This is a genomic window from Bernardetia sp. (genome assembly GCF_020630935.1).
Lineage (GTDB): Bacteria > Bacteroidota > Bacteroidia > Cytophagales > Bernardetiaceae > Bernardetia.
The window spans coordinates 34,561-57,778 of record NZ_JAHDIG010000026.1 but is presented as its reverse complement, the minus strand read 5'-3'; the positions used below and the strand labels follow the sequence as shown (position 1 = coordinate 57,778).

At 34.4% G+C, this 23,218-nt stretch carries 17 protein-coding genes; 11 read left to right on the top strand and 6 right to left on the bottom strand.

Annotated elements, in window-relative coordinates:
• Positions 1–27 precede the first annotated feature (27 nt).
• Both QZ659_RS09190 and accC read right to left on the bottom strand, forming a co-directional pair.
• Positions 28–801: a vWA domain-containing protein gene (locus QZ659_RS09190; RefSeq protein ID WP_291725281.1), complete on the bottom strand. Its 774-nt coding sequence runs from the start codon at positions 799–801 to the stop codon at positions 28–30.
• A 249-nt stretch (positions 802–1,050) separates the two neighbouring features.
• Positions 1,051–2,571 (bottom strand): acetyl-CoA carboxylase biotin carboxylase subunit, encoded by a 1,521-nt coding sequence (gene accC, locus QZ659_RS09185; RefSeq protein ID WP_291725284.1) that lies wholly within the window; start codon positions 2,569–2,571, stop codon positions 1,051–1,053.
• Positions 2,572–2,861: 290 nt separating this feature from the next.
• On the opposite strand from accC, the gene QZ659_RS09180 reads away from it, so the two are divergent.
• From QZ659_RS09180 to QZ659_RS09155, 6 genes are all read left to right on the top strand, one after another.
• A complete protein-coding gene (locus QZ659_RS09180; RefSeq protein WP_291725277.1) occupies positions 2,862–3,044 on the top strand; it encodes a PspC domain-containing protein in 183 nt (60 codons plus the stop codon).
• A gap of 402 nt (positions 3,045–3,446) precedes the next feature.
• Complete coding sequence (locus QZ659_RS09175) at positions 3,447–4,436, top strand: type IX secretion system membrane protein PorP/SprF (RefSeq protein WP_291725275.1); 990 nt, start codon at positions 3,447–3,449, stop codon at positions 4,434–4,436.
• A gap of 552 nt (positions 4,437–4,988) precedes the next feature.
• Positions 4,989–6,050, top strand: coding sequence for an SUMF1/EgtB/PvdO family nonheme iron enzyme (locus QZ659_RS09170; RefSeq protein ID WP_291725272.1), 1,062 nt, complete (start codon positions 4,989–4,991; stop codon positions 6,048–6,050).
• An 868-nt stretch (positions 6,051–6,918) separates the two neighbouring features.
• The gene (gldL, locus tag QZ659_RS09165; protein ID WP_291725269.1) at positions 6,919–7,728 is read left to right on the top strand and encodes a gliding motility protein GldL; all 810 of its coding nucleotides are present in this window, start codon (positions 6,919–6,921) and stop codon (positions 7,726–7,728) included.
• An 80-nt stretch (positions 7,729–7,808) separates the two neighbouring features.
• Positions 7,809–9,413, top strand: a complete 1,605-nt coding sequence (gene gldM, locus QZ659_RS09160; protein WP_291725266.1) for a gliding motility protein GldM — start codon at positions 7,809–7,811, stop codon at positions 9,411–9,413.
• 332 nt (positions 9,414–9,745) lie between these two features.
• Positions 9,746–11,023, top strand: coding sequence for an amidohydrolase (locus QZ659_RS09155; protein WP_291725263.1), 1,278 nt, complete (start codon positions 9,746–9,748; stop codon positions 11,021–11,023).
• 157 nt (positions 11,024–11,180) lie between these two features.
• Here QZ659_RS09155 and QZ659_RS09150 read toward each other — a convergent pair whose 3' ends face one another.
• The 4 genes from QZ659_RS09150 to QZ659_RS09135 all read right to left on the bottom strand — a co-directional run bounded on the left by QZ659_RS09150 (position 11,181) and on the right by QZ659_RS09135 (position 17,756).
• The gene (locus tag QZ659_RS09150; RefSeq protein WP_291725260.1) at positions 11,181–13,859 is read right to left on the bottom strand and encodes a 7TM diverse intracellular signaling domain-containing protein; all 2,679 of its coding nucleotides are present in this window, start codon (positions 13,857–13,859) and stop codon (positions 11,181–11,183) included.
• A gap of 756 nt (positions 13,860–14,615) precedes the next feature.
• The gene (gene cysD, locus QZ659_RS09145; RefSeq protein WP_291725257.1) at positions 14,616–15,518 is read right to left on the bottom strand and encodes a sulfate adenylyltransferase subunit CysD; all 903 of its coding nucleotides are present in this window, start codon (positions 15,516–15,518) and stop codon (positions 14,616–14,618) included.
• 20 nt (positions 15,519–15,538) lie between these two features.
• The gene (locus QZ659_RS09140; RefSeq protein WP_291725253.1) at positions 15,539–16,807 is read right to left on the bottom strand and encodes an ABC transporter ATP-binding protein; all 1,269 of its coding nucleotides are present in this window, start codon (positions 16,805–16,807) and stop codon (positions 15,539–15,541) included.
• Positions 16,808–16,868: 61 nt separating this feature from the next.
• Positions 16,869–17,756, bottom strand: coding sequence for an ABC transporter permease (locus QZ659_RS09135; RefSeq protein WP_291725250.1), 888 nt, complete (start codon positions 17,754–17,756; stop codon positions 16,869–16,871).
• A 782-nt stretch (positions 17,757–18,538) separates the two neighbouring features.
• On the opposite strand from QZ659_RS09135, the gene QZ659_RS09130 reads away from it, so the two are divergent.
• The 5 genes from QZ659_RS09130 (at position 18,539) to QZ659_RS09110 (ending at position 23,185) form a co-directional block, all read left to right on the top strand.
• Entirely contained in the window at positions 18,539–19,270 is a 732-nt protein-coding gene (locus QZ659_RS09130; protein WP_291725247.1) for a porin family protein, read from the top strand.
• Between the two features lie 164 nt (positions 19,271–19,434).
• On the top strand, positions 19,435–20,469 hold the full coding sequence (locus QZ659_RS09125) for an acyl-CoA reductase (RefSeq protein ID WP_291725243.1): 1,035 nt from the start codon (positions 19,435–19,437) through the stop codon (positions 20,467–20,469).
• Positions 20,470–20,669: 200 nt separating this feature from the next.
• Positions 20,670–21,701: a hypothetical protein gene (locus QZ659_RS09120; protein ID WP_291725240.1), complete on the top strand. Its 1,032-nt coding sequence runs from the start codon at positions 20,670–20,672 to the stop codon at positions 21,699–21,701.
• Positions 21,702–21,768: 67 nt separating this feature from the next.
• The gene (gene lipA, locus QZ659_RS09115) at positions 21,769–22,668 is read left to right on the top strand and encodes a lipoyl synthase (protein ID WP_291725238.1); all 900 of its coding nucleotides are present in this window, start codon (positions 21,769–21,771) and stop codon (positions 22,666–22,668) included.
• A 70-nt stretch (positions 22,669–22,738) separates the two neighbouring features.
• Entirely contained in the window at positions 22,739–23,185 is a 447-nt protein-coding gene (locus tag QZ659_RS09110; protein ID WP_291725234.1) for a rhodanese-like domain-containing protein, read from the top strand.
• The last annotated feature ends 33 nt before the right edge of the window (positions 23,186–23,218 follow it).

Here is a 23,218-nt window from a genome sequence, read left to right as displayed (position 1 = left end):
GGCGAGCCTTGTACCATTAATAATTGATTATTTTTTCCAACCTCTACGATTGTTGAGTTTGAAAGGAATTGGGGTATTGTTCACTCCCATTCTATGAGGGTTTGCTGGGTGATTACTCATTATGCACATCTTCAAATCGTCTTGCACATCGCCAAAGAAAGCACCAAAGTTTGTTCCTCTAAGCTGTGCCGAAGCGTTTTGATTTCCTGTAAGTTGGTTTAAGAAATTAAAATCCGACCCACTTACACCAAGTGCATTGAAAAATGAATACTGTTGTGTTGTGAACGCCTTGTTCATAGCTGAAGAAGCATCATTTGGCTCACCGTCTGTAATCATAATAACAATAGGCTTCAATACTCCATTTCCGTATTGTTGTAACATTTGATTCGCTACCTGCAAGCCTTCTGTCATATTTGTTCCTCCACCAGCATTGAATTGTGGTGCAGACTGTCCTGCCGAAATAAAAGAAGGTTGGCGAACTACCATCGCTGAAGATTCGAATCCTACGACAGCTACTTTCAGTTTTTGAGAGAGTAAATCATCTTGTCCAACTCCTGTATAAAACATATCCAAAGCATCGTTGAGTTCGGCAATTTTTCCATTGTCTTCCATAGATGCTGAATTATCACAGACCAAAATAACAAGCAGTTCAGGTGCATTTTCAATGTCTAACACTCCTCTAGCATCGGAAGACTTCACTTCCGAAGGATTTACAAACTGTAATTGTGCATTGGAAGTAGAAATAAAGCAAAAAAGTGATAAGACAAAACTACCAACAATAGATAAAATGTTCTTTTTCATAATTTGTAGAAATTAGATTAGAATGAATAAAATTAGGTTGTTGAAAAATTAGGAGGCAAAAAACCAGTTTTCTGCCCTTGTTTGGTAGTAGTATCGTAGGAAAAAATGAAAGGATAGTTTTTTGGAAATATTTTTTTAAATAAATTCAATAAAAAAAACCGATTTGAGTACTTTTCAATCTCAAATCGGTTGTAGTAGTACTATGTAACTGTCGTTGAGACTTGTAGCTCTCAACGAGGAATCTAGTAATTAAAAAACTGGTCTTTTCTTTCTCCAATCATTCATTCCACTAGAATTATTTTTACCATTGTTGGTGTCTCCACTAGCTAGATTGCCTTTACTTTTACTACTTTCTAAAAGCTGACTTACAATAGCCACAGCAATTTCTTCTTCTTCTTTTGAAGTTTCTGCTGCTAAATATTCTGGTTTGAAATGACGCTCTACAAACTTTGTATCAAAATTACCACTTCTGAAAGCCTCGTGCTGCATCACAAACTTACAGAAAGGTAGTGTAGTCTGAATACCAGAAATTTTATATTCATCAATGGCTCTAATCATTCTATCCATTGCTTCCTCTCTATCTTTTCCAAAAGTGATGAGCTTTGCAATCATAGAATCATAAAAAATAGGCACTTCCATATCTTGCTCAAAGCCATCATCTACACGTACTCCCAAGCCTTTTGGCGTTTCGTACTCTACTACTTTCCCAACATTCGGTAGAAAATTATTCGCTGGGTCTTCTGCATAAACACGCACCTCAATAGAATGTCCATTAATTTTTAAATCTTCTTGTTTGAAAGAGATAGCCTGTCCTTCTGCAATTTTGATTTGTTCTTTTACTAAATCCACACCTGTAATTTGTTCTGTAATCGGATGTTCTACTTGCAGACGAGTATTCATTTCTAAGAAATAAAAATTCAGTTCTTCATCTACAATAAACTCTACTGTTCCTGCACCGTGATAATTACATGCTTTGGCTACATTTACAGCAGCTTCTCCCATTGCTTTACGCATTTTCTCATCTACCACAGCTGAAGGAGCTTCTTCTACCACTTTTTGATGGCGACGCTGAACCGAACACTCTCTTTCAAAAAGATACAAAATATTGCCGTGAGTATCTCCCAAAATCTGAATTTCGATATGACGAGGCGAACCAATATATTTCTCAATAAAAACAGAACCATCACCAAAAGCAGACTGTGCCTCACTTACAGCACGTTTCATTTGCTCTTCAAACTCTTCTTCTTTTTCTACTACTCGCATTCCTTTACCTCCACCTCCTGCACTTGCTTTTACCAAAATTGGGTAACCAATTTGAGCAGCCTCTTTCTTTGCTTCTGCAATATCTGTAACAGCGTGGTTAATACCTGGTACCATTGGAATATCGTACTCAGAAACAGCATTTTTAGCAGCCAATTTACTTCCCATTACTTCAATAGCTTCTGGAGAAGGAGCGATAAAAATAAGTCCTGCTTCCTTTACTTTACGAGCAAAATCTGCATTTTCTGACAAAAACCCATATCCAGGGTGAATTGCCTGTGCGCCAGTAGTTTTTGCAGCTTCTATAATTCTATCTCCACGAAGATATGATTCGGCAGAAGGAGGCGTACCTACACAGATAGCTTCATCAGCAGCACGTACATGAGGAGCTAAACGGTCAGCTTCACTAAAAACAGCCACTGTTTTGATACCCATTTCTTTACAAGAACGAATAATACGGAGCGTAATTTCACCACGATTGGCAATAAGGATTTTGGTAATCTTCATTATAATTTGAAGGAATTTTATGTTTTGGTCTGAATAGTCAAATTTTGAATACAGCAAAAATAACATTTTTCTGATAAAGAGATAAAAGTCAGCTCTTTTATTAGTGATGTAGAGTATCTAATTTGCAATATTGTTTTTGTTTTGTAGTTTTGAAGTTCTCTAGGCTTTTAAGTTTTAAAGAAATTTATATTTTTTGTAACTACTTGATAGTCTTGCTCGTTATAACGACATACAGGTTTGTTTATTCAAATCTTTTTAATCAACTATTCACTATTAAATAATCTATCTTCTTTATGAAACTTACAAAATCTACTTACGATTCAGTTATTACAGGTGTTTGTGGAGGAATAGCAGAGGCTTTTGGTTGGGATAGCAATCTAATTCGTGTAGCGTTTGTACTCTTTACATTTTTTGGAGTAGGCTCACCTGTTTTAGTATATATTATTTTGGCTATCGTGATGCCTAGAGAATACTAATAGAGATAAGAAATATCTGGAATCAAGATAGTTGACTATTTTTATGTGCATTTTACAAAAACCTTTTATACTAAGGTTTGAAAACAAAATTCCACTTTTTACACAATTCTAATTGTTAAAGGGTGGAATTTTTTATGGATTTGTTTGGACTTTAGACTTATTTTTTCAAAAGTTTACTAACTTAGCACATATTTTTATACTTTGCTCTTTAAGTAAAAAAGAAATCAAAATATAGAAATATCCAAACAAATTTCTACTAAAGAACCTTCTGAATACTGATTATTTTATTTAGCTTAACATACAGCAGCATTACATATAGAACAGATGATTTTCCATGTTTTTAATCAACTCATGTATGCTCATAAGTTCAAACATATAATTGTTCTTAATTTCAATCTTATCATGAAAAAATATTTTCTCTCATTTTTTAAACTAAGTTGCTTCTGCTCTCTTCTTTTTATCAGTACTTATACAGTAGCTCAACAAGACGCACAGTTTAGTCAGTATATGTTCAATAGCTTGTATTTCAATCCTGCTACGGCAGGCAGCGATGCAAACTACACAACCATGGGAGTTTTTCACAGAAGCCAATGGATAAACTACTCTCCTACTTTTGATGATGGTGGTGCGCCTAGCTCGCAAGTGGGCTTTTTAAGTATGCCTCTCAATAGAATAAATAGTGGTATAGGAATTCATTTTGCCAACGACAGAGTAGGTCCTTTATCCAGTACAGAAGTTCAGATTTCTTATGCGTATCATTTCAATCTGAAAAACAAAGACCGTATTTCATTTGGTTTGCGTGGAGGGATGTACAATCAGAGAATAGACTTTGGGCAGTATCGTCCGAATGAAGAAAATGACCCAAGAATACCAAGTACAGGTGTAGAAAACCAGTTTCAACCCGATTTAGCAGTAGGTCTATATTATCAGTCTTTGAAAGGATATTATGTAGGAATCAGTACAAACCACTTATTACAATCTAAATTTGATTATAGTACAGGTATAGATATTACCTCTTTGAAGCCTCATTTTTATTTGATGGGTGGAGGCAATTTTGATATTTCTCCTACACTTATGCTACAGCCTTCAGCCATTTTGAAACTTACCTCTGGAGCAATATCTTATGAAGGTAGTGTATTATTAAGTTATGACGAGACGTATTTTGGTGGTATATCAGCTAGGGCGTCTAATGCTCTTGATGCAGGGATATTGATTTTGGGAGTTAATATGTTAGAAAACCGAGACCTTCGTATTACGTACTCTTTAGACTTAGTAACGAGTGGAAAAGATGTTAAGCAACCTACTTCACACGAAATTTCGATAGGCTATCGCCTTCCTGCTCCTAAACCTAAAGTTTTACCTACTATTCGTACACCTCGTTTCCGTTTCTAAGTATAGAATTAAATAACTGTATAGTAGATTGGCTTTTTATTTGTTCTAGGCAAAAGATAAATTTCCACCAAATAATCTATTGAATTATTTAACTTTTTCATTATAATTCACTTTTTTGCTATATTGCTAAAAAAAAGTTGATTTGTTTCGACGAATACAGAAAAAATTTCGATAAATTTGAGAAATATTTCGGTAAAACTATACTAATCTGCTCAAAATGTAGTTATTAGTATAGTAGTTACAACTTACAAATAGTAAGAAAAAAGATGTCTTTTTAGCAAGTTAATTCCCTATAATTTGACTTACAAAACAATAATTAGAGTATCTTTGGCATTATTATTTTAACGTTTATACTGAATCGTTAAGAAATCAATCTGAATTTTATCAATCTGATTTAAAATTTACTGTATTTAAGAAAATCATCACAAAACAAATCTATATATTTATTCGTCATTGCTCATATTTTTTAAATTGAGAGATAAGTAAGAATAAAATTTCAAAATAGATGCGTTCTTGAAATTTATAACAAGAAAACTGAACATGACTACGAACATGATACAAAAAATCCGTACGAACCGTACAATTTGGGCTGTCCTATTGGGTGTAACCACAGCTCTTCTTATGCAAAGCTGTGGTGGTGGTGGAAACCTAGCTAAATTACAAGAAAGTGGAGAACTCACTGGAGTCTTGGGTCGTGAAGGCTGGAGACAAGAAGTTCCTTATGGAATGATTGTAGTACCAGCAGGTACATTCCACATGGGACAAGCTGACCAAGACATCTTATCTTCAAAAATAAATATGAACCGTCAGATTACGATTGGTGGTTTTTATATGGATCAGACAGAGATTACAAATAACGAATATCGTCAGTTTATTGATGAGATGACTGAAAACCCAGATTCAGTAGATGGAGAAATCTTATCAGAGGAAGAAATTAAAGAGCGTTTCTATCCAGATACAACAGTATGGATGACAAACTTTACACACCACTATGGCGACCCAATGACAGAAAACTACTATGCTCACCCTGCTTATGACGATTATCCTGTTGTGGGTGTAAGTTGGTTTGCAGCAAAAGCATTCTGTGGTTGGAGAACTAAATTTATGAATGAAGCAAGAGAATCTGCTGGAAAATTCCCAGTTCCAATGTTCCGTCTGCCTTCAGAGGCTGAATGGGAATATGCTTCTCGTGGTGGTCGTGATATAGCAAAGTATCCTTGGGGAGGTCCTTATACAAGAAATGCTAAAGGTTGTGCGCTTGCCAACTTCAAACCAGGACGTGGCAACTACTACGATGACGGTTTCCAATATACAAACCCAGTAGGTGCTTACTTCCCTAATGACTTTGGTCTTTATGATATGGCAGGAAACGTTTCAGAATGGTGTAACGATGCGTATGCTCCGAATGCAATGCCACTTATTTGGGATTTGAACCCTACTTATATAGATGATAGCGAACCTCGTAAATTAGTTCGTGGAGGCTCTTGGAAAGATATTGCCTTCTTCATAGAAACAGGAACTCGTAATTATCAATATCAAGATTCTGTAACTGCTTATACTGGCTTCCGTTGTGTAATGACATATTTAGGTCGTTCTTCTGGAATGGAGTTCTAAACAGTACAAATACAAGAAAAATATAGACTCATCTTTTATATTTATGAAAGATGAGTTTTTTTGTGTCTCACAGGCTATTTTTTTTACCGATAATAAGTAATGGTTGATTTGTCTGAACTCTTTATTGAACGAAAGCCTATCATTTTTGACGCTATCAATACGAATTAGCTATGATATTTGCGAGAAGTATAGTATCTTTAAAAGAAAAAGATATGGAAGAGTACAAAGGATAAAATTTGACTTATAACAAAAACACCAAATATAATTTCATTTTTTTCATAAAAAACCTTCACAATCTTTTTTTTTTTATAAATTTATAATTAATTTATAATCTAAATTTTCAGTCAGTAGCCGAATTCTTTCTCTACTGAACTGTTATTACTTAAGTGTAATTCTAATTAAAGTACAAATAAATATTTTTTTATACTAAAATTTTATTTCCTCGTTATTATTACGATTAGTAAAAGAATATGTGTTTAAAGATTCTATTCAATGTACTTATGAATTATTCTAAATAAGCCAATATAAAGTCATTTTTTTTTTAAAATCTTTGGAACATTCCAAATAAATGACTTATTTAGGCTATTCAAACTATAAAATAATTGTTTGTTTATCGTTTTTTTTACTTAAACTATAATTAAACTCTTATCTATCAATAGTTTGGATACAAACAAAACATACAACAATGGCAATGATATAAAATTGCTTGTTTGTTATCCAAAACAAAAATAGCTCAATAGTAGCTTTATTTGTAAAGAAACACTCAAATAAACTTTTTTTATCTAAATCTATTTGTGTATATTTATTTATTGAAATTTCAAACATCTTTTTAATAAATTCAATTTCAACTCTAATCAATCGTTAAATTATGGCTCGTCAAGAAACAGGACTCCAACGTTTTTATCGTACAATAATCCCTAAGGCAACCAGTGTTGGTGCTGCTGTTGTTGTATTGGGTGCTTTATTTAAAATCATGCACTGGCCAGGCGCAAGTTTTATGCTTATCGTCGGTCTTTCAACAGAAGCAGTTATCTTCTTGTTTGGTCTTTTTGAACCATCTCCTCCTGCAGACCCTCACTATGAGTGGGAACGTGTTTACCCAGGTTTGGTAGATGCTAATGTAAAGGCAGTAGTTGCTAAGAAGGACGACGGAAAAGATAGCGCTGCTTTAGTAGGTCTTGACAAAATGTTAGGAGAAGCAAATCTTTCTGCTGATTCTTTCAAGCGTTTCGGTCAAGGCATTCAGTCTTTGAATGACACAGCTACTCGTATGAAGAGCATTACAGAGGCTGTAAACTCTACTAACGATTATTCTAACAACTTGAAGCAGGCTTCTAAATCACTTACTAGCCTTAACTCAGCTTATTCTTCTACTGTATCTGCAATGGGCGAAATGTCTAACGCAGCGAAAGATGCAAAAGAATATCACGTTCAAGTACAAGCAATCACTAAAAACCTTGCTGGTTTGAATGCTGTGTATGAAATGGAGTTGAAAGATGCTAATAGCCACTTGAAGGCAATGAACAAATTCTATAGCAACCTTACTCAAGCTATGGAAAGCATGGCAGATGCAAGCAAAGAATCTCAAGTATTCAAAGAGCAAATGTCTAAACTTACGACTAACATTACTACCCTTAACAAGGTATATGGCAATATGCTTACTGCAATGAAAGGCTAATTTCTAGTATATGAATACTGAAATTATATTTCATTCTTTAATTTTAAAATATATTACTAACCAATAACCTATAAAAAACTATGGGAGGAGGAGGAAAAGAAACTCCAAGGCAACGGATGATTGGTATGATGTACCTTGTACTGACAGCCCTTCTTGCCTTACAGGTTCAAAACGAAGTACTTGAAAAATTCTATTTTATAGATGATAGTCTTCAAAGTGCTAAAAAAGTTGGTAGAGATACCAATGACAAAATCATTAAGTCTATGCAAGACCAAATAGAGGAATCTGGTAGTAACCCTAGAGACTTAGCTATATTAGAAAAGGCTCGTAAGGTTAAAACAGAATCTTCTGATATGATTGATTATATCACGAAAATACGTGAGCGTATTATTACTGAAATGGGTGCTATTGACCCAGAAACAGGAGCATATCCGATGGGTGATAAATATGATGATATCAACCGTATTATGCTTGGACTTAATGAAGACTTAGAGTCTGGAGAAGCAGCAAAGCTTCAGACAGAACTTAATAAGTATGTAAATGATGTCATTGCTATCGATGATAGTTTACAAGCTGAACTAAAGGATAAAAATTTAGTTCCTTTAGCTCCTGAAAAATCCGAAGTAGAAATGTATAATAAGCCAAAGTATGATAACATGGAGTGGGAGCATATTAACTTCCAAAATACTCCAATGGTAGCTGCTTTAGCAGTACTTTCTCAAATGGAGAATGATGTTGTGAAAGTAGAAACAACAGCTATCGATGCTTTGCGTGCTCGTATTGGAGAATTTAAAATCAAATTTGATCAAGTAGTAGCAATGGCTTCTGCTGAATCAAATGTAGTGGCTGCAGGAACTAAATATAGAGCTAAATTATTTATCTCTGCAACATCTACTACCATAGAGCCAAAAATGACATCTACAGCTGGAGGTGTTCGCAAAGAAGGAAATGGTGTTGGTATTGTAGAATTCACAGCTTCTGGTGGTACTACTGAAGGAGCTAAGAAAACTTGGAAAGGCTCTATTACTATCAAAAATGCTGCTGGACAAGACACTACTCTTACAACAGAACCTATTGAATATACAGTAGTTTCTCCAGTAATTGAGATTGAGTCGGGTACTGTAAACTCATTATATTTGAAATGTGGTAACGAACTTAAAGTTAAAGTTCCAGCTTTAGGTGTAGAATACAAGCCTTCTTTCTCTGCAACGGGTGGTCAAGCTATTGCTGGAGGAGGCTCTAAAGTAACTCTAGTTCCAACTTCTGCAAGTATGTCTTTGACAGTTGCTAGTGGTGGAAATACAATAGGCACTAAAAAATTTAGTGTAAAACTTATTCCTACTCCTAGTGTAAAAGCAAGAGGTTTGAATATGAAGCAAGGTGGAGCGTGTCCACGTTCTGTTACTCTTGATGCTATTCCAGATGCAAGTTTTAAAGACCAATTACCAAAAGATGCTCGTTACCGTGTATCTGGTTTTACAGTTACATTGGCAAGAGGTCGTCGTGTAATAGGCTCTGTAAAATCTAATGGACCAACTGCTAATACTTCAAGTCTTGGAGCAAAAGCTAAAGAAGGAGACCGTTTAGTGATTGAAGTACAAGGTGTACAACGTATGAACTTCAAAAATCAAGTAGAAAATGTAAATATGCCTAAAGAAATTATTAACTATTCTATTTCTCAATAGTCTGATTAATAATAGCATATACAGAAAAAACAGAACATCAAAAGTGTTCTGTTTTTTTGTGCTTGCTACTTTTTGAGTAAATTGAAGTAAATTAATTCATTACTCTTACCAAAATAAAAGTTAAACTCCACTAAGTGTGTCGGTGCTGCCCTTTTGGGCTGACCTAAATAGGAAATAAGGTCAGTCTCATAGAGCAGACCGAAAATATAGCTTTGATTTTGATAATTACCCAAATATAGTTTATAATGATTCGTTCTACTTTCTTTTTTAGTAGTCTGTTAATTTCTTTGCTTATCTCAACAGGCTTATTCGCTCAAAAAAATAAAAATACTATGCAAACTCAAACCTTAGAAAAAGCATCTACTCAGATAAAAGATGAGTTAGAAAAAAATACATCTTCGTGGCTTGAACTTTATAAATATCTTCATCAAAATCCAGAGCTTTCCGAACAAGAAGAAGAAACTTCAAAAAAAATGGGAGCAGAACTTAGAAAGTTAGGCTATGAAGTAACTGAAAAGTTTGGAGATTATGGTGTGGTAGGAGTTCTAAAAAATGGAAAAGGAAAAACCATACTTATTCGTGCTGATATGGATGCTTTGCCAGTAGAAGAAAAAACAGGATTGCCTTATGCCAGCACAATGAAGCGAACAGACAAAGATGGAAATGAAGTCTCGGTAATGCACGCCTGTGGACACGATATGCACATGACGGTTCTGATAGGAGTGGCACAAACTATGGCAAACCTAAAAAATACTTGGAAGGGAACATTTATCTTGGTAGCACAGCCAGCCGAAGAAGTAGGAAGTGGTGCAAAAGCCATGGTAGAAGCAGAGCTTTATAAGAAATTCGGAACACCAGATTATGCTTTAGCTTTGCATACAAATGCAAACCTTCCTCACGGAACGATTGGTTATTGTAAAAATGCTGCTTTGGCAAATGTTGATATGGTAAATATCACTGTTTTTGGAGAAGGAGGACACGGAGCATATCCACACACCACAAAAGATCCTATCGTTTTGGCTTCTCAAATGATTTTAGGTTTTCAGACGATTGTAAGCCGAGAGACTTCACCCACTGATGCAGCCGTTGTTACCGTAGGTTCATTTCATGCAGGAACAAAACACAATATTATTTCAGACCGTGCAGAGTTACAGCTTACTCTTCGTTCTTATACGGATGAAGTGAGAAACAATACTTTGGCTTCACTTAAAAGAATTGCAGAAGGCTATGCTATGGCTGCAGGCGTGGAAAAAATGCCAGTCATAGAAATTGATGGAAATCCAACACCAGCCACGATAAATGACCCAAAACTTACTGAAAAAGTAGCCAATTCTGCTAAGAAAATATTAGGCGAAGATAAAGTTGTGGAAGTAGAGCCTGTTATGGGAGGGGAAGATTTTAGCCGTTTTGGACGTACAGAGGAAAATGTTCCGATTAGCCTTTTTTGGTTGGGTGTTGTTGAACCAGAAAAAATTGCAGAAAGTGAAAAGACAGGAAAACCTTTACCTTCTTTGCATTCTCCTTTTTATGCACCTGTTCCAAAACCTTCTATACAAACGGGGGTGAAAGTAATGGTACAGTCTGCCTTAGATTTGTTTGGGGAAAAATAGTTTTTTTGTGTATTGGCTTATAATAAAAACGCTATTCTTTAGTTTATTTTCTAAATGAGTAGTGTTTTTTTATTTTTAAGAAGTTAATTAAATAGAATTGTAAAACTGACTATTTTAATAGCATCTCTTTTTTGATGAGATAAAACTTTATTTTATCCTACAATCTGATTCCTAAAAGCGTAATATCGTCTCGCTGTTCTTCGTACTGTTGATGCCTTTTGAGTTCTTCTTCCAAAAACTCTCCTTGTTTTTCCATCTTTTGTGGGGCAATCTGTTCTAGCCAAGTGAGAAGCTGCATAGTACCAATTTTCTTGTGGCGTGGCGAGGCTTGGTCAACATAACCGTCTGTGGTAAGATAAAGAACATCGCCTTCATTGAGCCAAATTTCTTCTTGTTCGAAAGGCTTGTCATTTCTTCCTCTTCCTCCAATAGTTTTACGAGTTCCTTTCAGTTGATGAAGAGCATCTTCACTAACATAATACAAAGGACGCTTCGCACCAGCAAATATAATCTTGTAACGATTGATTTCTTCTAAATGCTCAATAGAACACAAACAAACGTCCATTCCATCGTCGTTATTATAAATATCTTGCTTCAATGCCTGTTTGATACCAATATGAAGGTTATCTAAAATTTGAGAAGGTTCTTGCGTTTTTGCTAAGATTTGATTGAGTTGCATTGTTCCAATAAGTGACATAAATGCCCCTGGAACACCATGCCCTGTACAGTCAATCACACCCACAAAGGTCTTGTTTTCATATTGTTCTACCCAATAAAAATCACCAGAAACAAAGTCTTTTGGTTTGTAGAGCAAGAAATGCTCTTTAAACAAGCGTTTGAAACGACGTTCTCCTGGGAGAATCACGCCTTGAATATCTCTTGCATAGCGTAATGAATCTGTAATTTGTAGGTTTTTTCTATCAATCTCATTTTTTGCTAACTGAATAGTCTGGTATGCATCATAGTTTGAGAGCGCAATTGTAATATAGGCAGCCAAACTTTCTAAGATACGATAATGATTACGAGAATAGGCACTTTTCATAGGACTTTGTACTGTAATCACTCCCAAAAGTTTTTCTTCTTGAATAAGAGGATAATAAATGATAGAATTTCGTTCTTCTACCAAAACACCACGAGCCTTCTCCTTCAAATATCTTGCATACTCTTCATCAAAATCGGTGATAAAAACTGGTTTTTTATTTCTTGCACACCATGTGGAAAGTCTGTCATCTTCTATAGGAGCTTCTCTATATGGAACCATTTCCCCATCCTTATAGAAATGACTAAAACCAATAATTTCTCGTTCTGCATCATACGTACCGATACCAAATACGGTCGCATCCATCATTTCAGCAACATGTTTGTACACCGTATTTATAATCACACCAATGTCTAATGAGCCTGTAATATCTCTACCAATATCACTCAAAAGATTGATGTCTTGATAGGCTTTACGCAATTCTCCTTGTTGTGATTTTAGATTTTCGTTTGCCTTTTCAATTTGTTCTTTTTGCCTTGTAACCTCTTCTTGCTGTGTTACGAGTTCCATATTAATTTTGGTAATTTCTCGTGTTCTCTCAGCAACTTCTTTCTCTAGTTTTGTTTTCTGTTCTTCTATAAGAGTTCTGTTTTCTTCGTTACGTCTTTCTATTTCAGTACGCAGATAATTTACTCTGTCAGCAAGCCCTAGAGAGACAAACAAACCTAAAAGAATATCAGCCACTTGTGAAGCATGCATTGTAAAGTAGCTTCTAGGGATAATTTCTAGTTGTGCTAGAGAAAATATCAAAATCCCTCCAAAATACACAAGATTAGCAGCCAATAGGAACGAGGCAGGGCGATGTTTTACCTTCACAACAATAACTATATTGATAACCAGTGCAATAGAAATAGTAAAGACAAGTAAAGCTACCATCCATTGCATTTTGTGTAGTTCAATAAAGGTTAAAGCAAATATCAGCAAACAAAGACCTGCTATACCGATAAAAAACTTATCCCAAAACGGAGCAAATTTCTTTAGGTTGAGAAAACTTCTAAAAAATAACGTATAGAAAAACCAAAGTAGAGACGTAACAGGCACAACCATCAACCAGTTTAGTTTAGGGTCATTGGGAATGAAAAATTCTATCAAGTATTCTTCAAAAACCATATTTAAGAGAGCAGCCATAAAAAGTAGCCCTACATAATATAGATAGCGTCTGTCTCTAAACAGAAATGAAACAAATAAACTGTTAAGAGCCAAAAGCACCATTGCGCCTAAATAAAACCCTTGATAGTAACGACGTTCTTTAGAGAGTTCAATAGCACGAGAAAGGTCTTCTATGGTTAAGTGTTCTAGTGTATTGAGAAGTTGTTTGTTTTGCCTTGCAAACGCAGTACGGTGTTCTATACGAAGAAAAAATGTTTTAGATTCGAATCTATCTAAAGTAATAACAAAACAAGCAGAACGGTCTATTTTAATATTTCTACTATAATGTGGAAAAACAACACCATCTTCACTTCTTATATACGAAATGCCATTAGTTGTAGGCGTGTAAAGATAAGCAACCTCTGCATCTTTTGCTTTGAGCAGATAGAGTTTGCGATTAGGGAACGTATTTTTTAAGGTAAATCGTACCCAATAAATATCTGTATCATCTTCATAAACAGGCTTTGAATCCTTGTAGAGCTGAAATTCTTTTACTTTGCTTGTCCTACTGACATCATCTATTGTATAAGCTCCCTCATTGTCTGGTAAAATAAAAACATCTTCGCCCAATCTGTACACTTTCGTAGAATCACTTAAATCAAAATTTTGTGCTTGTAGAGAAGAAGGTATATAAAAAATACAAATCAAAAATAACATCACACCCAGCCCCTTTAAAAATCTAACATTTTTAAGGGTCAAATGAGAGTATGCGTAACTATTTATGAAAAAGTAAGTGGGCAAAATGAATATTTTTAGCCTAAATAAAAAATAGCTTATTGCTTCAAAATAAACTTCATGAAAGGTTATTTTCTTTGCAAAACTACAAACCTATCCAAAAGATACTAACTTTTCTAAATTATTACCAAACTTATTTCAAAGTTTCTTTGCGCTAGATACTTAAGAATAATAGTATGGACAAAATAATTAGTTTTAAAATTAACAAAAAAATAGACCAATTCCCACATTTTCATCTATGTTAACTGTTCATTTCTACCAACAGCCTTTTTATTTCTGCCAACTATACAGACATCTAACACAGTCTAAAAAAATGCTATTATTATTTGATTTTACAACTTAAATTTTATCTTTTTTACTTATATTGCTTTTTATTTTAGCAGAAATTAAAATTTTATCAAATTTAGTGTTTTACCATTTGTAAGGAAAAAGCATACCTTTTCCCTAACCAAAAAAAATGCTTATTGCAGAATAATATTTGGTTCTTACCTTAATGAGCTAAAGTCCTAAAATTTAATCTCACTAGAGACAATGAAAACATTTTTGAAAAATTGGTTGCCAGCCAAACTATTTCTCGCATAGAAAAACTAACACCAGAAACTCAGCCTCCAATGAGTGGAACAATATGTTTTACAAACACTTAGACCACCACTTATCGCAGTTTGGCGTTTAGAAATAACCTTCTTTTTTTCGGTCTTCCATAGCTGCTTCTGAGCGCAAATCATCAGCTCTTCCTGCTCTTTCTGTAAGGCGCATAGCTGCCACTTCACTAACAATTTCAGAGACAGTAGAAGCTGGGGATTCTATTGCTCCCGTACAGGTGGCATCGCCTAGTGTTCGAAAGCGTACTTTCATTATTTTTGTAGTTTCTTCTGGTTTTAGCTTTACAAAATCAGTGACTCCCATAATTACTCCGTCTCTTATGAAACATTCTCTTTCATGAGTAAAATACAGTGAGGGCAATTCTAACTGCTCTCTTTCAATGTATTGCCAAACATCTAGTTCTGTCCAGTTGGAAAGAGGAAAAACTCTAAAGTTTTCATCATACTGTTTTTTTCCATTGAATAAATTCCATAGTTCAGGACGCTGATTTTTAGGATTCCACTCTCCAAAACCATCTCGGTGTGAGAAAAAACGCTCCTTTGCTCGTGCTTTTTCTTCATCTCTGCGCCCTCCACCAAAGCAAGCATCTAGTTTGAGTTCTTCAATGGCATCTAAAAGTGTGATGCTTTGGAGTTTGTTTCTACTAGCATTATACCCTGTTTCTTCTTTTGCTTTTCCTTGATTGATTGAATCTTGAACATAGCGCACAAGTAACTCTGTATTTGTTTTTTCTACTAAATAATCTCTGAACTCTATGGCTTCTTCAAAATTGTGTCCTGTATCAATGTGCAACAAAGGAAACGGAATTTGAGCTGGATAAAATGCCTTACGAGCCAAATGTAGAAGTGTTATTGAATCTTTACCTCCAGAAAAAAGTAGGGCAATATTCTCAAACTGTGCTACTGTTTCACGCATAAGATAAATAGCCTCAGCTTCTAATTGGTCAAGGTGAGAGAGATTATAATTCATAAATAATAATGATGTCTATTTTAGTTTGAAGCAATATGTGTATTGATGTCAAAAAAACCATAAGGAGAAGCAGGGTTATATGCCAGTTCTTCTTCATCTTTATCTGTTGTTACTTGCAAAGGAGGAAGTACGCCATCTACTACATCAAAAAATACTTCAGCAGATTGTCCTAGCCAAAAATACATCTCATATTCACCAGCACGGAAGGGTAAATTTTCCATTACCAAAGAAAGATGGATAGTATAGTCTTTTTTATTTTTTTCCAAGAGATGAGATATATCTTTCATTCCTGTATTGGTAATGATTTCTCCTGTTGTAGATTTGAAAACCATAGATAGTTTGAGGTCTGATAAAGATTCATTTATTTTTACCTCAAAGTTAAACTTTACATTTTGCCCACTATTAAAGGCAGGTAGTTCAGCATCTTTCATATCAGTAATGACAATTTTACTAAATCTAGCATCTCCTCTTCCTCTTCTATTCAAATTATTATGAATTTCACTATTTTCATCAAATACTTGGTCGTGCATAGACGCAAGGTAACTGCTTATCACTTCATTGGTTGAGCCTGTTTGTCTTACTTGTCCTTTATCTAACCAAATTCCTTTATTGCAAAGACTTCTAACAAAGGTAGTATTATGGCTTACAAACAAGATAGTTCTGCCTTGTGTAGAAACTTCTCCCATTTTTCCCAAACATTTTTTCTGAAACTTGCTATCCCCCACAGCCAAAACTTCATCTACAATCAGTATTTCAGGTTCTAGGTGAGCAGCCACAGCAAAAGCCAAACGAACATACATACCCGATGAGTAGCGTTTTACTGGCGTATCTAAAAATCTTTCTATTTCAGCAAAATCAACAATTTCATCAAATTTAGATTTAATTTCTTGTCGTCCCATTCCTAAAATAGCCCCATTTAAGAATATATTCTCTCTTCCTGAAAGCTCTGGGTGAAACCCTGTCCCTACTTCTAAAAGACTTGCTACACGCCCTTTTATGGCAATGCTTCCAGTAGTAGGTTCTGTAATCCTACTCAATACTTTAAGAAGTGTAGATTTTCCTGCACCATTGCGTCCAATAATACCAACTCTGTCGCCTTGTTGTATATCAAAATTTACATTTTTCAATGCCCAAAACTCTTGAAAGTCTTCTTCTTCTTGTTTTTTTGAAAAAACAGACTTTACTCTATTTGTAATAACGTCACGCAAAGAACGATAACGTTCTTGCTGATGCTTACCTATAATATATTTTTTACCTAAATCCTCTACACGAATAACACTTTGGCTCATTTTATTTTTTGTCTAAAGTCTAAATTGATAATTCTGTAATTCTGAAATCTAAATTGTTATTTTATATCACGTCGGCAAATGTTTTTTCTGTCTTACGGAAATAATAAATCGCATAGAACAAAATTAATAAACACATAAAGATAGATACGCCAAACATAGTCCAGTTCATTTCAGCATTTCCAATAATAGACCATCTAAAACCATCTATCACTCCTACCATTGGATTGAGAGCATAGAATGTTATTAAATAATCTGTAAGCCAATCCATATTCATTTCTGATAGCTTTTTAGCAAGGTTTGTATATACAGTATTACTACTAAACCCAACAGGCGATATATATAATCCAAACTGAACAATAAAAGGAAGTATATAACGAAAATCTCTATATTTTACATTTAAAGCTGTTAGTAAAAGACCAACACCAAAGGCTGACAAGAAGGCAACAATTAGGAAAAAAGGTAAAAAGATAATCTTCCAACTTGGTACGTACTGATAAACAAGCATTAATAGAAGTAGTAGTACGAATGAAATTAGAAAATCTACACAAGCTGTAATGATAGAAGCTGTTGGAATAATGAGACGAGGAAAATAAACCTTTGATATAAGATTAGCACTAGAGACTAAGCTATTACTACTTTCGGATAGTGCATTAGCAAAAAATTGCCAAGGCAAAAGTCCAACATAAACCATAACAGCATAAGGAGCATTTCCTTCAGAAGGAAGTCCTGCCACTCCACTAAAAACAACTGTAAAGATTATCATGGTTAAAAGTGGACGAATAACACTCCAAGCAATGCCCAAAACGGTTTGTTTATAACGCACCTTCAAATCTCTCCAAGTAAGAATGTAAAAAAGCTCTCGGTATCGCCAAAGGTCTTTCCAGTAATTACCTTCAGTATGTCCAGCTTTGATAAATAAATCGTAATTTGAAGCATGATGTTGTTTCACAAGTTTGGGAATGAATAAGTTAAAAGAGTTTATTTTTTAGATTAAACTTCACTTTGTTTGAGAAGTAGGTCGCAAATATACAAAGGTTGATTGGAAAACAGTAAAGTTCTATTGGGTTAGTTGAAATGTAAATAAAGAATTAATGAAACAAAGTAACCGAAAAGATGGTTTTAGCGTATAAATGACCATCTACACATAATACTACTACTGGGTATATAATTTTTATGGTTCTTGCTTATTTTGATTTTTTACCAAAAAGTTATAAGTTATTAGTGATGTAGAGTTAGATTTGTTTATAATTTTTAGTAATTTTGATTTTGAAGTTTATTTCTTGAATCAATATTTTTTAGTAATACTGAGGTAAAGAAGTAACATGTTTTGGGAAAATCATTCTAAACAATGTCATAGCTAACAATTAACTCAATTTATGTTTTGACAATTCTGTTTCGGAAGAGGTTTTCTTGAAAATCTTTTCTTGAACAAAATGGTTAAGATTTTTCTTTGACTTCTCAAATCTTTGTTGTTTTATTTTTATAATCAGGCTACTAACTTTTCAATAAATCAATTTCTAATTGAGAAATAACATGTTTATTTATTGAAATATATTCTAACCAAATAGAATAGGTTAGCTGTTACTTGACTGCATTTATGAAAATAAAGTGAATAAAATTTGCAAGAAATTAAAAAAAAATGCTTTCCTTTGCAGCAAAGTTTTCTATTTTGGAGAAAATTTACTTTTTTCGAACAAAATCCGTTATCTTACAACAACAACCTTTTAAATTATGAAAGTACCCTTTAACATTGATTTCTCTTTGAAACGTTCAATCCGTGCTATCGCTACTGCTGTATGTGCAGTTGTATTGACTTCAGGTGCTGCTTTTGCTCAAGACGGAGCAGGCGAGTCTGAATCTAAACTTATGGTAGGCTTCAAGTCTGGCTTTAATATTTCTGATATCCGTATTGGTGCAGATACAGAATACTTTTTCCAACAAGAAGGAGCTGGCAAAAACATCGCTCCTCAAATCCATGCTTTTGGTCGTTATGACTTCACTAAATGGGTAGGTGCTGAATTAGAATTAGGATGGACTCAAAATGCGTTCACTGTATTCTCTAATGCAACAACTACATACCGTGCAAACAACTTCCAAGCAAACGTTATTGGAAACGTACGTATTCCTGTGCTTTCTGTGTATCACCCACGTTTGTACGCTGGTTTCTCTTACAACTACAATGCTTACACATATAGCCGTACAACTGCAAGCTCTGGTGCATTTGTTTATGACCAAACTTTTGACGTAACAAATAGCTTTGCTCCTCACGACTTTGGTGCAATCATCGGAACAGGCTTACAGTTTGACCTTAAATTTGCTAACTTGTTAGTAGATGCTCGTTACCGTCATGGTTTCACAAAAACTGTACGTAGAGCAGGTGATATCACTTCTTTACAACCATTAGTACGTCAAGCTAGTATCAGTGATGTAGCCTTTATGGTAGGATTAGGTTTCGCTCTATAATCTGAGTTAGAAATAATTTAGACCTAAAGAACTTTGAAAATCCTGTCTGACTTTGTTCAGACAGGCTTTTTTGTTTTATCACATTTTTTAGATGGATACTACATAATTTTCTATCTTTGCAGCCTATTTCAAATTCATACAAAACCATTTCCCTGTTTTTAGCAATGACACTCTCTCATCGTAAAGCTGCTTTAGTTGCATTAGGCAATTTTATAGATACTCTTTCAAAAAAAGACAAACATCCTATTTTTCATAGAGCCTATGTGCATAATAACTGGTTCACGATTGAAAATATAGAATTTGCCCTTGCTTCTATTCGCAGTATGCTAACAAAAGATAGCTTAGAAAATTGGCTTTCTAACTACAACCAACAAGCATTAGAAGAGGTGGGGACAAAAATACCTTCAAAAAATATAGGAATTATAATGGCAGGAAATATTCCTTTTGTAGGTTTTCATGATATGCTCACAGTGCTTTTGAGTGGACACAATGTTTGGATAAAGCCAAGCCAAAAAGATACTATTCTGATAGAAAAACTACTAGAATGGATGTTTGAAGTAGAACCTACTTTCAAAGAACATATCTCATTGCGTCCTAACCTAAAAGGCGCAGATGCTTATATTGCCACAGGCAGTAATAATTCTGCACGTTATTTTGAATATTATTTTGGAAAATTTCCAAGTATTATTCGTAAAAATCGCTCTTCAGTAGCCATTATTAAAGGAGACGAGACACAAGAAGAGTTAGAAAGATTATCTATAGATATTTTTCAATACTTTGGTTTGGGTTGTCGAAATGTATCAAAACTATATGTTCCAGAAGGATATGACTTTGGAAAACTACTTGATACAGTGTATTTACAGTGGAATGAAATGAAAAATCATAATAAATATGCTAATAACTATGATTATTATAAAGCTATTTACCTAATGGAGCAAATTCATCACTTTGATGCCTTCAATATTTTGCTTACAAAGGATACTTCTATTTCTTCGCCTACTGGAGTATTATATTATGAAATCTATCAAGATATTGAAGAAGTAAAACAAATTGTTACGGAGAAAGAAGAGCAAATACAAGTTATCGTTTCGGCAAATGCTTGGTTTGAAAACAGCATTGATTTTGGACAAGCACAGCATCCTAAAGTCTATGATTATGCTGATGGAGTAGATACTATGAAATTTTTATTAGAGTTATAAGTAAATGGACAACTTAAAATTGATAATTGAAACCTGTCAAAGCAGCGAAGTCAATCATATAACTAATTGTTTATAAGTAATTTATGTAAATATTTAATGTAATCTACATCTGCACAATTACTTAATCTAAAAAAAATATATCAAAATAAGGGTTTCATACGTTTAAGTAAAAATAATTCCAAATTTAACTTTACCAACGTATGCGTATTCATTATTTTTTCACATCCGTATTTTTATTCTTGTTTATTTTTAAAGTAGAAGTGTCTGCTCAAAATCAAATCATTGCTTGGCAAACTACAAGTTCTGATGAGCGTTCTCAAAAGCATAGTGTGCATAGCTACGACACACAAGGAAGACTAATGAGCGTTGAAGAGCCTTTACAAGACCTTAAAACTGATTATATCTATGATACTCAAGCAAGTCTGAAGAGACTAGATGTCTATACAACAGAAGGTATTGTTAAGGTCAATTACACGTATGGAGCAGAGCCTACCATAACAATAACTCACCCTGTTTGGGGCGAGCAGAAACGAGTTTCTTATAAAGATGAACGAGGAAAAGTTACAGAAGAAAAAATATATCATAACAATGAGCTTGTAAGACGAATCTTGTATTCCTACACTGCCTTTGATAGCCTTTTTGGAAGAGAAGTAGTCAATTTTTATGAGCCTACTAAGGATGGAAAAATCACTCCTACTTTAAATTTTATTTTTAGTGGTAACAAGAAAATAGCTAATCCTATACACAAAAAGTATATTACTTATTTTGATGAAGAGACACGTAAGAGAACCAAACATGTTGTTTTTGTAGATGATAAAACACCATTAGAAGAGACATTTTATAGCTACATAAAAACAGGATACAATAAAGATTTTATTGAAAAAACGCATTACTTTAATTATCAGACAGGAGAGCAAGAACTTATATGGTATGCTTACGATGAAAAAAACAACCTTCCTACTTTTATAAGAACTGAAAAACGCCAAAAAGAAAATCTAATTTCTTATGATACCCAAGAATTTATCTATCAAAAAGACAGATTATGGCAAATTATTCATCAGAGTTTTGTAAGCCCACTAGGAAGGATGACAGACAAAATACAACCTTCAAAGAGCTTTTTTAGTAAGAAAGTATCTGTTTATAAGGATGCAAGACTTATTAGAGAACGTCATTATGAGGGTGAGACCTTAGCTAAAACCATAGATTATCAATACACCAAAACTCAAAATTAAGGCTACAATTTTGTATATTTGTATAAAGAGAATTTAACCAAAAAACAGCGAGAAACTGCTATATAATATGATAGAATTACCAGTTATAAATATAAATGCAAAAAATAAAACTCCAGAAGAGCTTAGTGGCAAAAAGCCAGATTGGTTGCGTGTTCGCCTGCCCGTCGGAGAAAATTATAAGCAAGTAAACGAGCTAGTCAGCAAACATAAGTTGCATACTATTTGCCAAAGTGGAAACTGTCCAAATATGGGAGAGTGTTGGGGAGCTGGAACGGCTACCTTTATGATATTGGGAAATGTATGTACTCGTGGTTGTTCATTTTGTGCTGTACAGACGGGTCGTCCACCAGAATATGACACTGACGAACCAAGAAGAGTAGCAGAAGCAATCAGCCTAATGAAAGTAAAACACGCTGTTATAACTTCTGTTAATCGTGATGAACTCAAAGACCGTGGTGCAGAAATTTGGCACAACACTGTCAAGTTTACAAAAGAACTTTCTCCAAAAACAACTATCGAAACACTCATTCCAGATACAAAAGCTAACTGGGAAGCCTTAGAAACAATGATTTCGGCAGGGCAAGAAGTAGTTTCACATAATATAGAAACGGTGGAAAGACTCTACAAGCGTGTGCGTCCACAGGCTCGTTATGCACGCAGTTTGGAACAAATCAAGCGTACCAAAGCGTATGGCAAACGTACCAAAACTGGAATTATGGTCGGCTTAGGCGAAACCAATGAAGAGGTTTTGAAAACTATGGACGATTTGGTGGAAAACGGTTGTGATATTCTTACTATTGGGCAATATATGCAACCTACAAGAATGCACCTTGCTGTTACTGAATATGTACATCCAGAAGTATTTGATTTCTACAAGGAAGAAGGGTTGAAACGAGGTCTAAAATATGTAGAATCTGGTGCATTGGTTCGCTCTTCTTATCACGCCGAAAGACATGTAAATGTATAAATAATGCCCCTAAACAACGGTTTTACTCTCGTTTTACGGTTTAGCGCAAATAATACCAAATAATTATTCTATGAAAAAATCAATCTTTATTATTGCTTTTTTTAGTCTGTTCGTTTCAATTACATCTTGTAACAACACTAAAAAAGCAGATACAACAACAAATACAGAGCAAACAGAAGTTACTAATCAGAAAGTTGAAAAACTAGAAGCTCCAGAGTTTCGTATCAAAATGGCTGAACTCAAATTATACAATATTGTCGATGTCAGAACTCCTCAAGAGTTTGAACAAGCAAGTATTCTAAAAGCCAAAAACATTGACATCAATGGAGATTCTTTTGAGGAAGAGCTTTCGAAGCTAGAAAAAGACAAACCTCTCTTTTTATACTGTAAATCGGGTGGACGTAGTGCAAGAGCCGTAGAAAAGGCAAAGGAGATGGGCTTCGAACGCATTATTGAGCTAGATGGTGGTTTTGAGAGCTGGAAGGCTGCCAAAATAGAAACACAACACGGAATGTAAACAGACAAATTCTCATTTTAGGTTATTCCATTA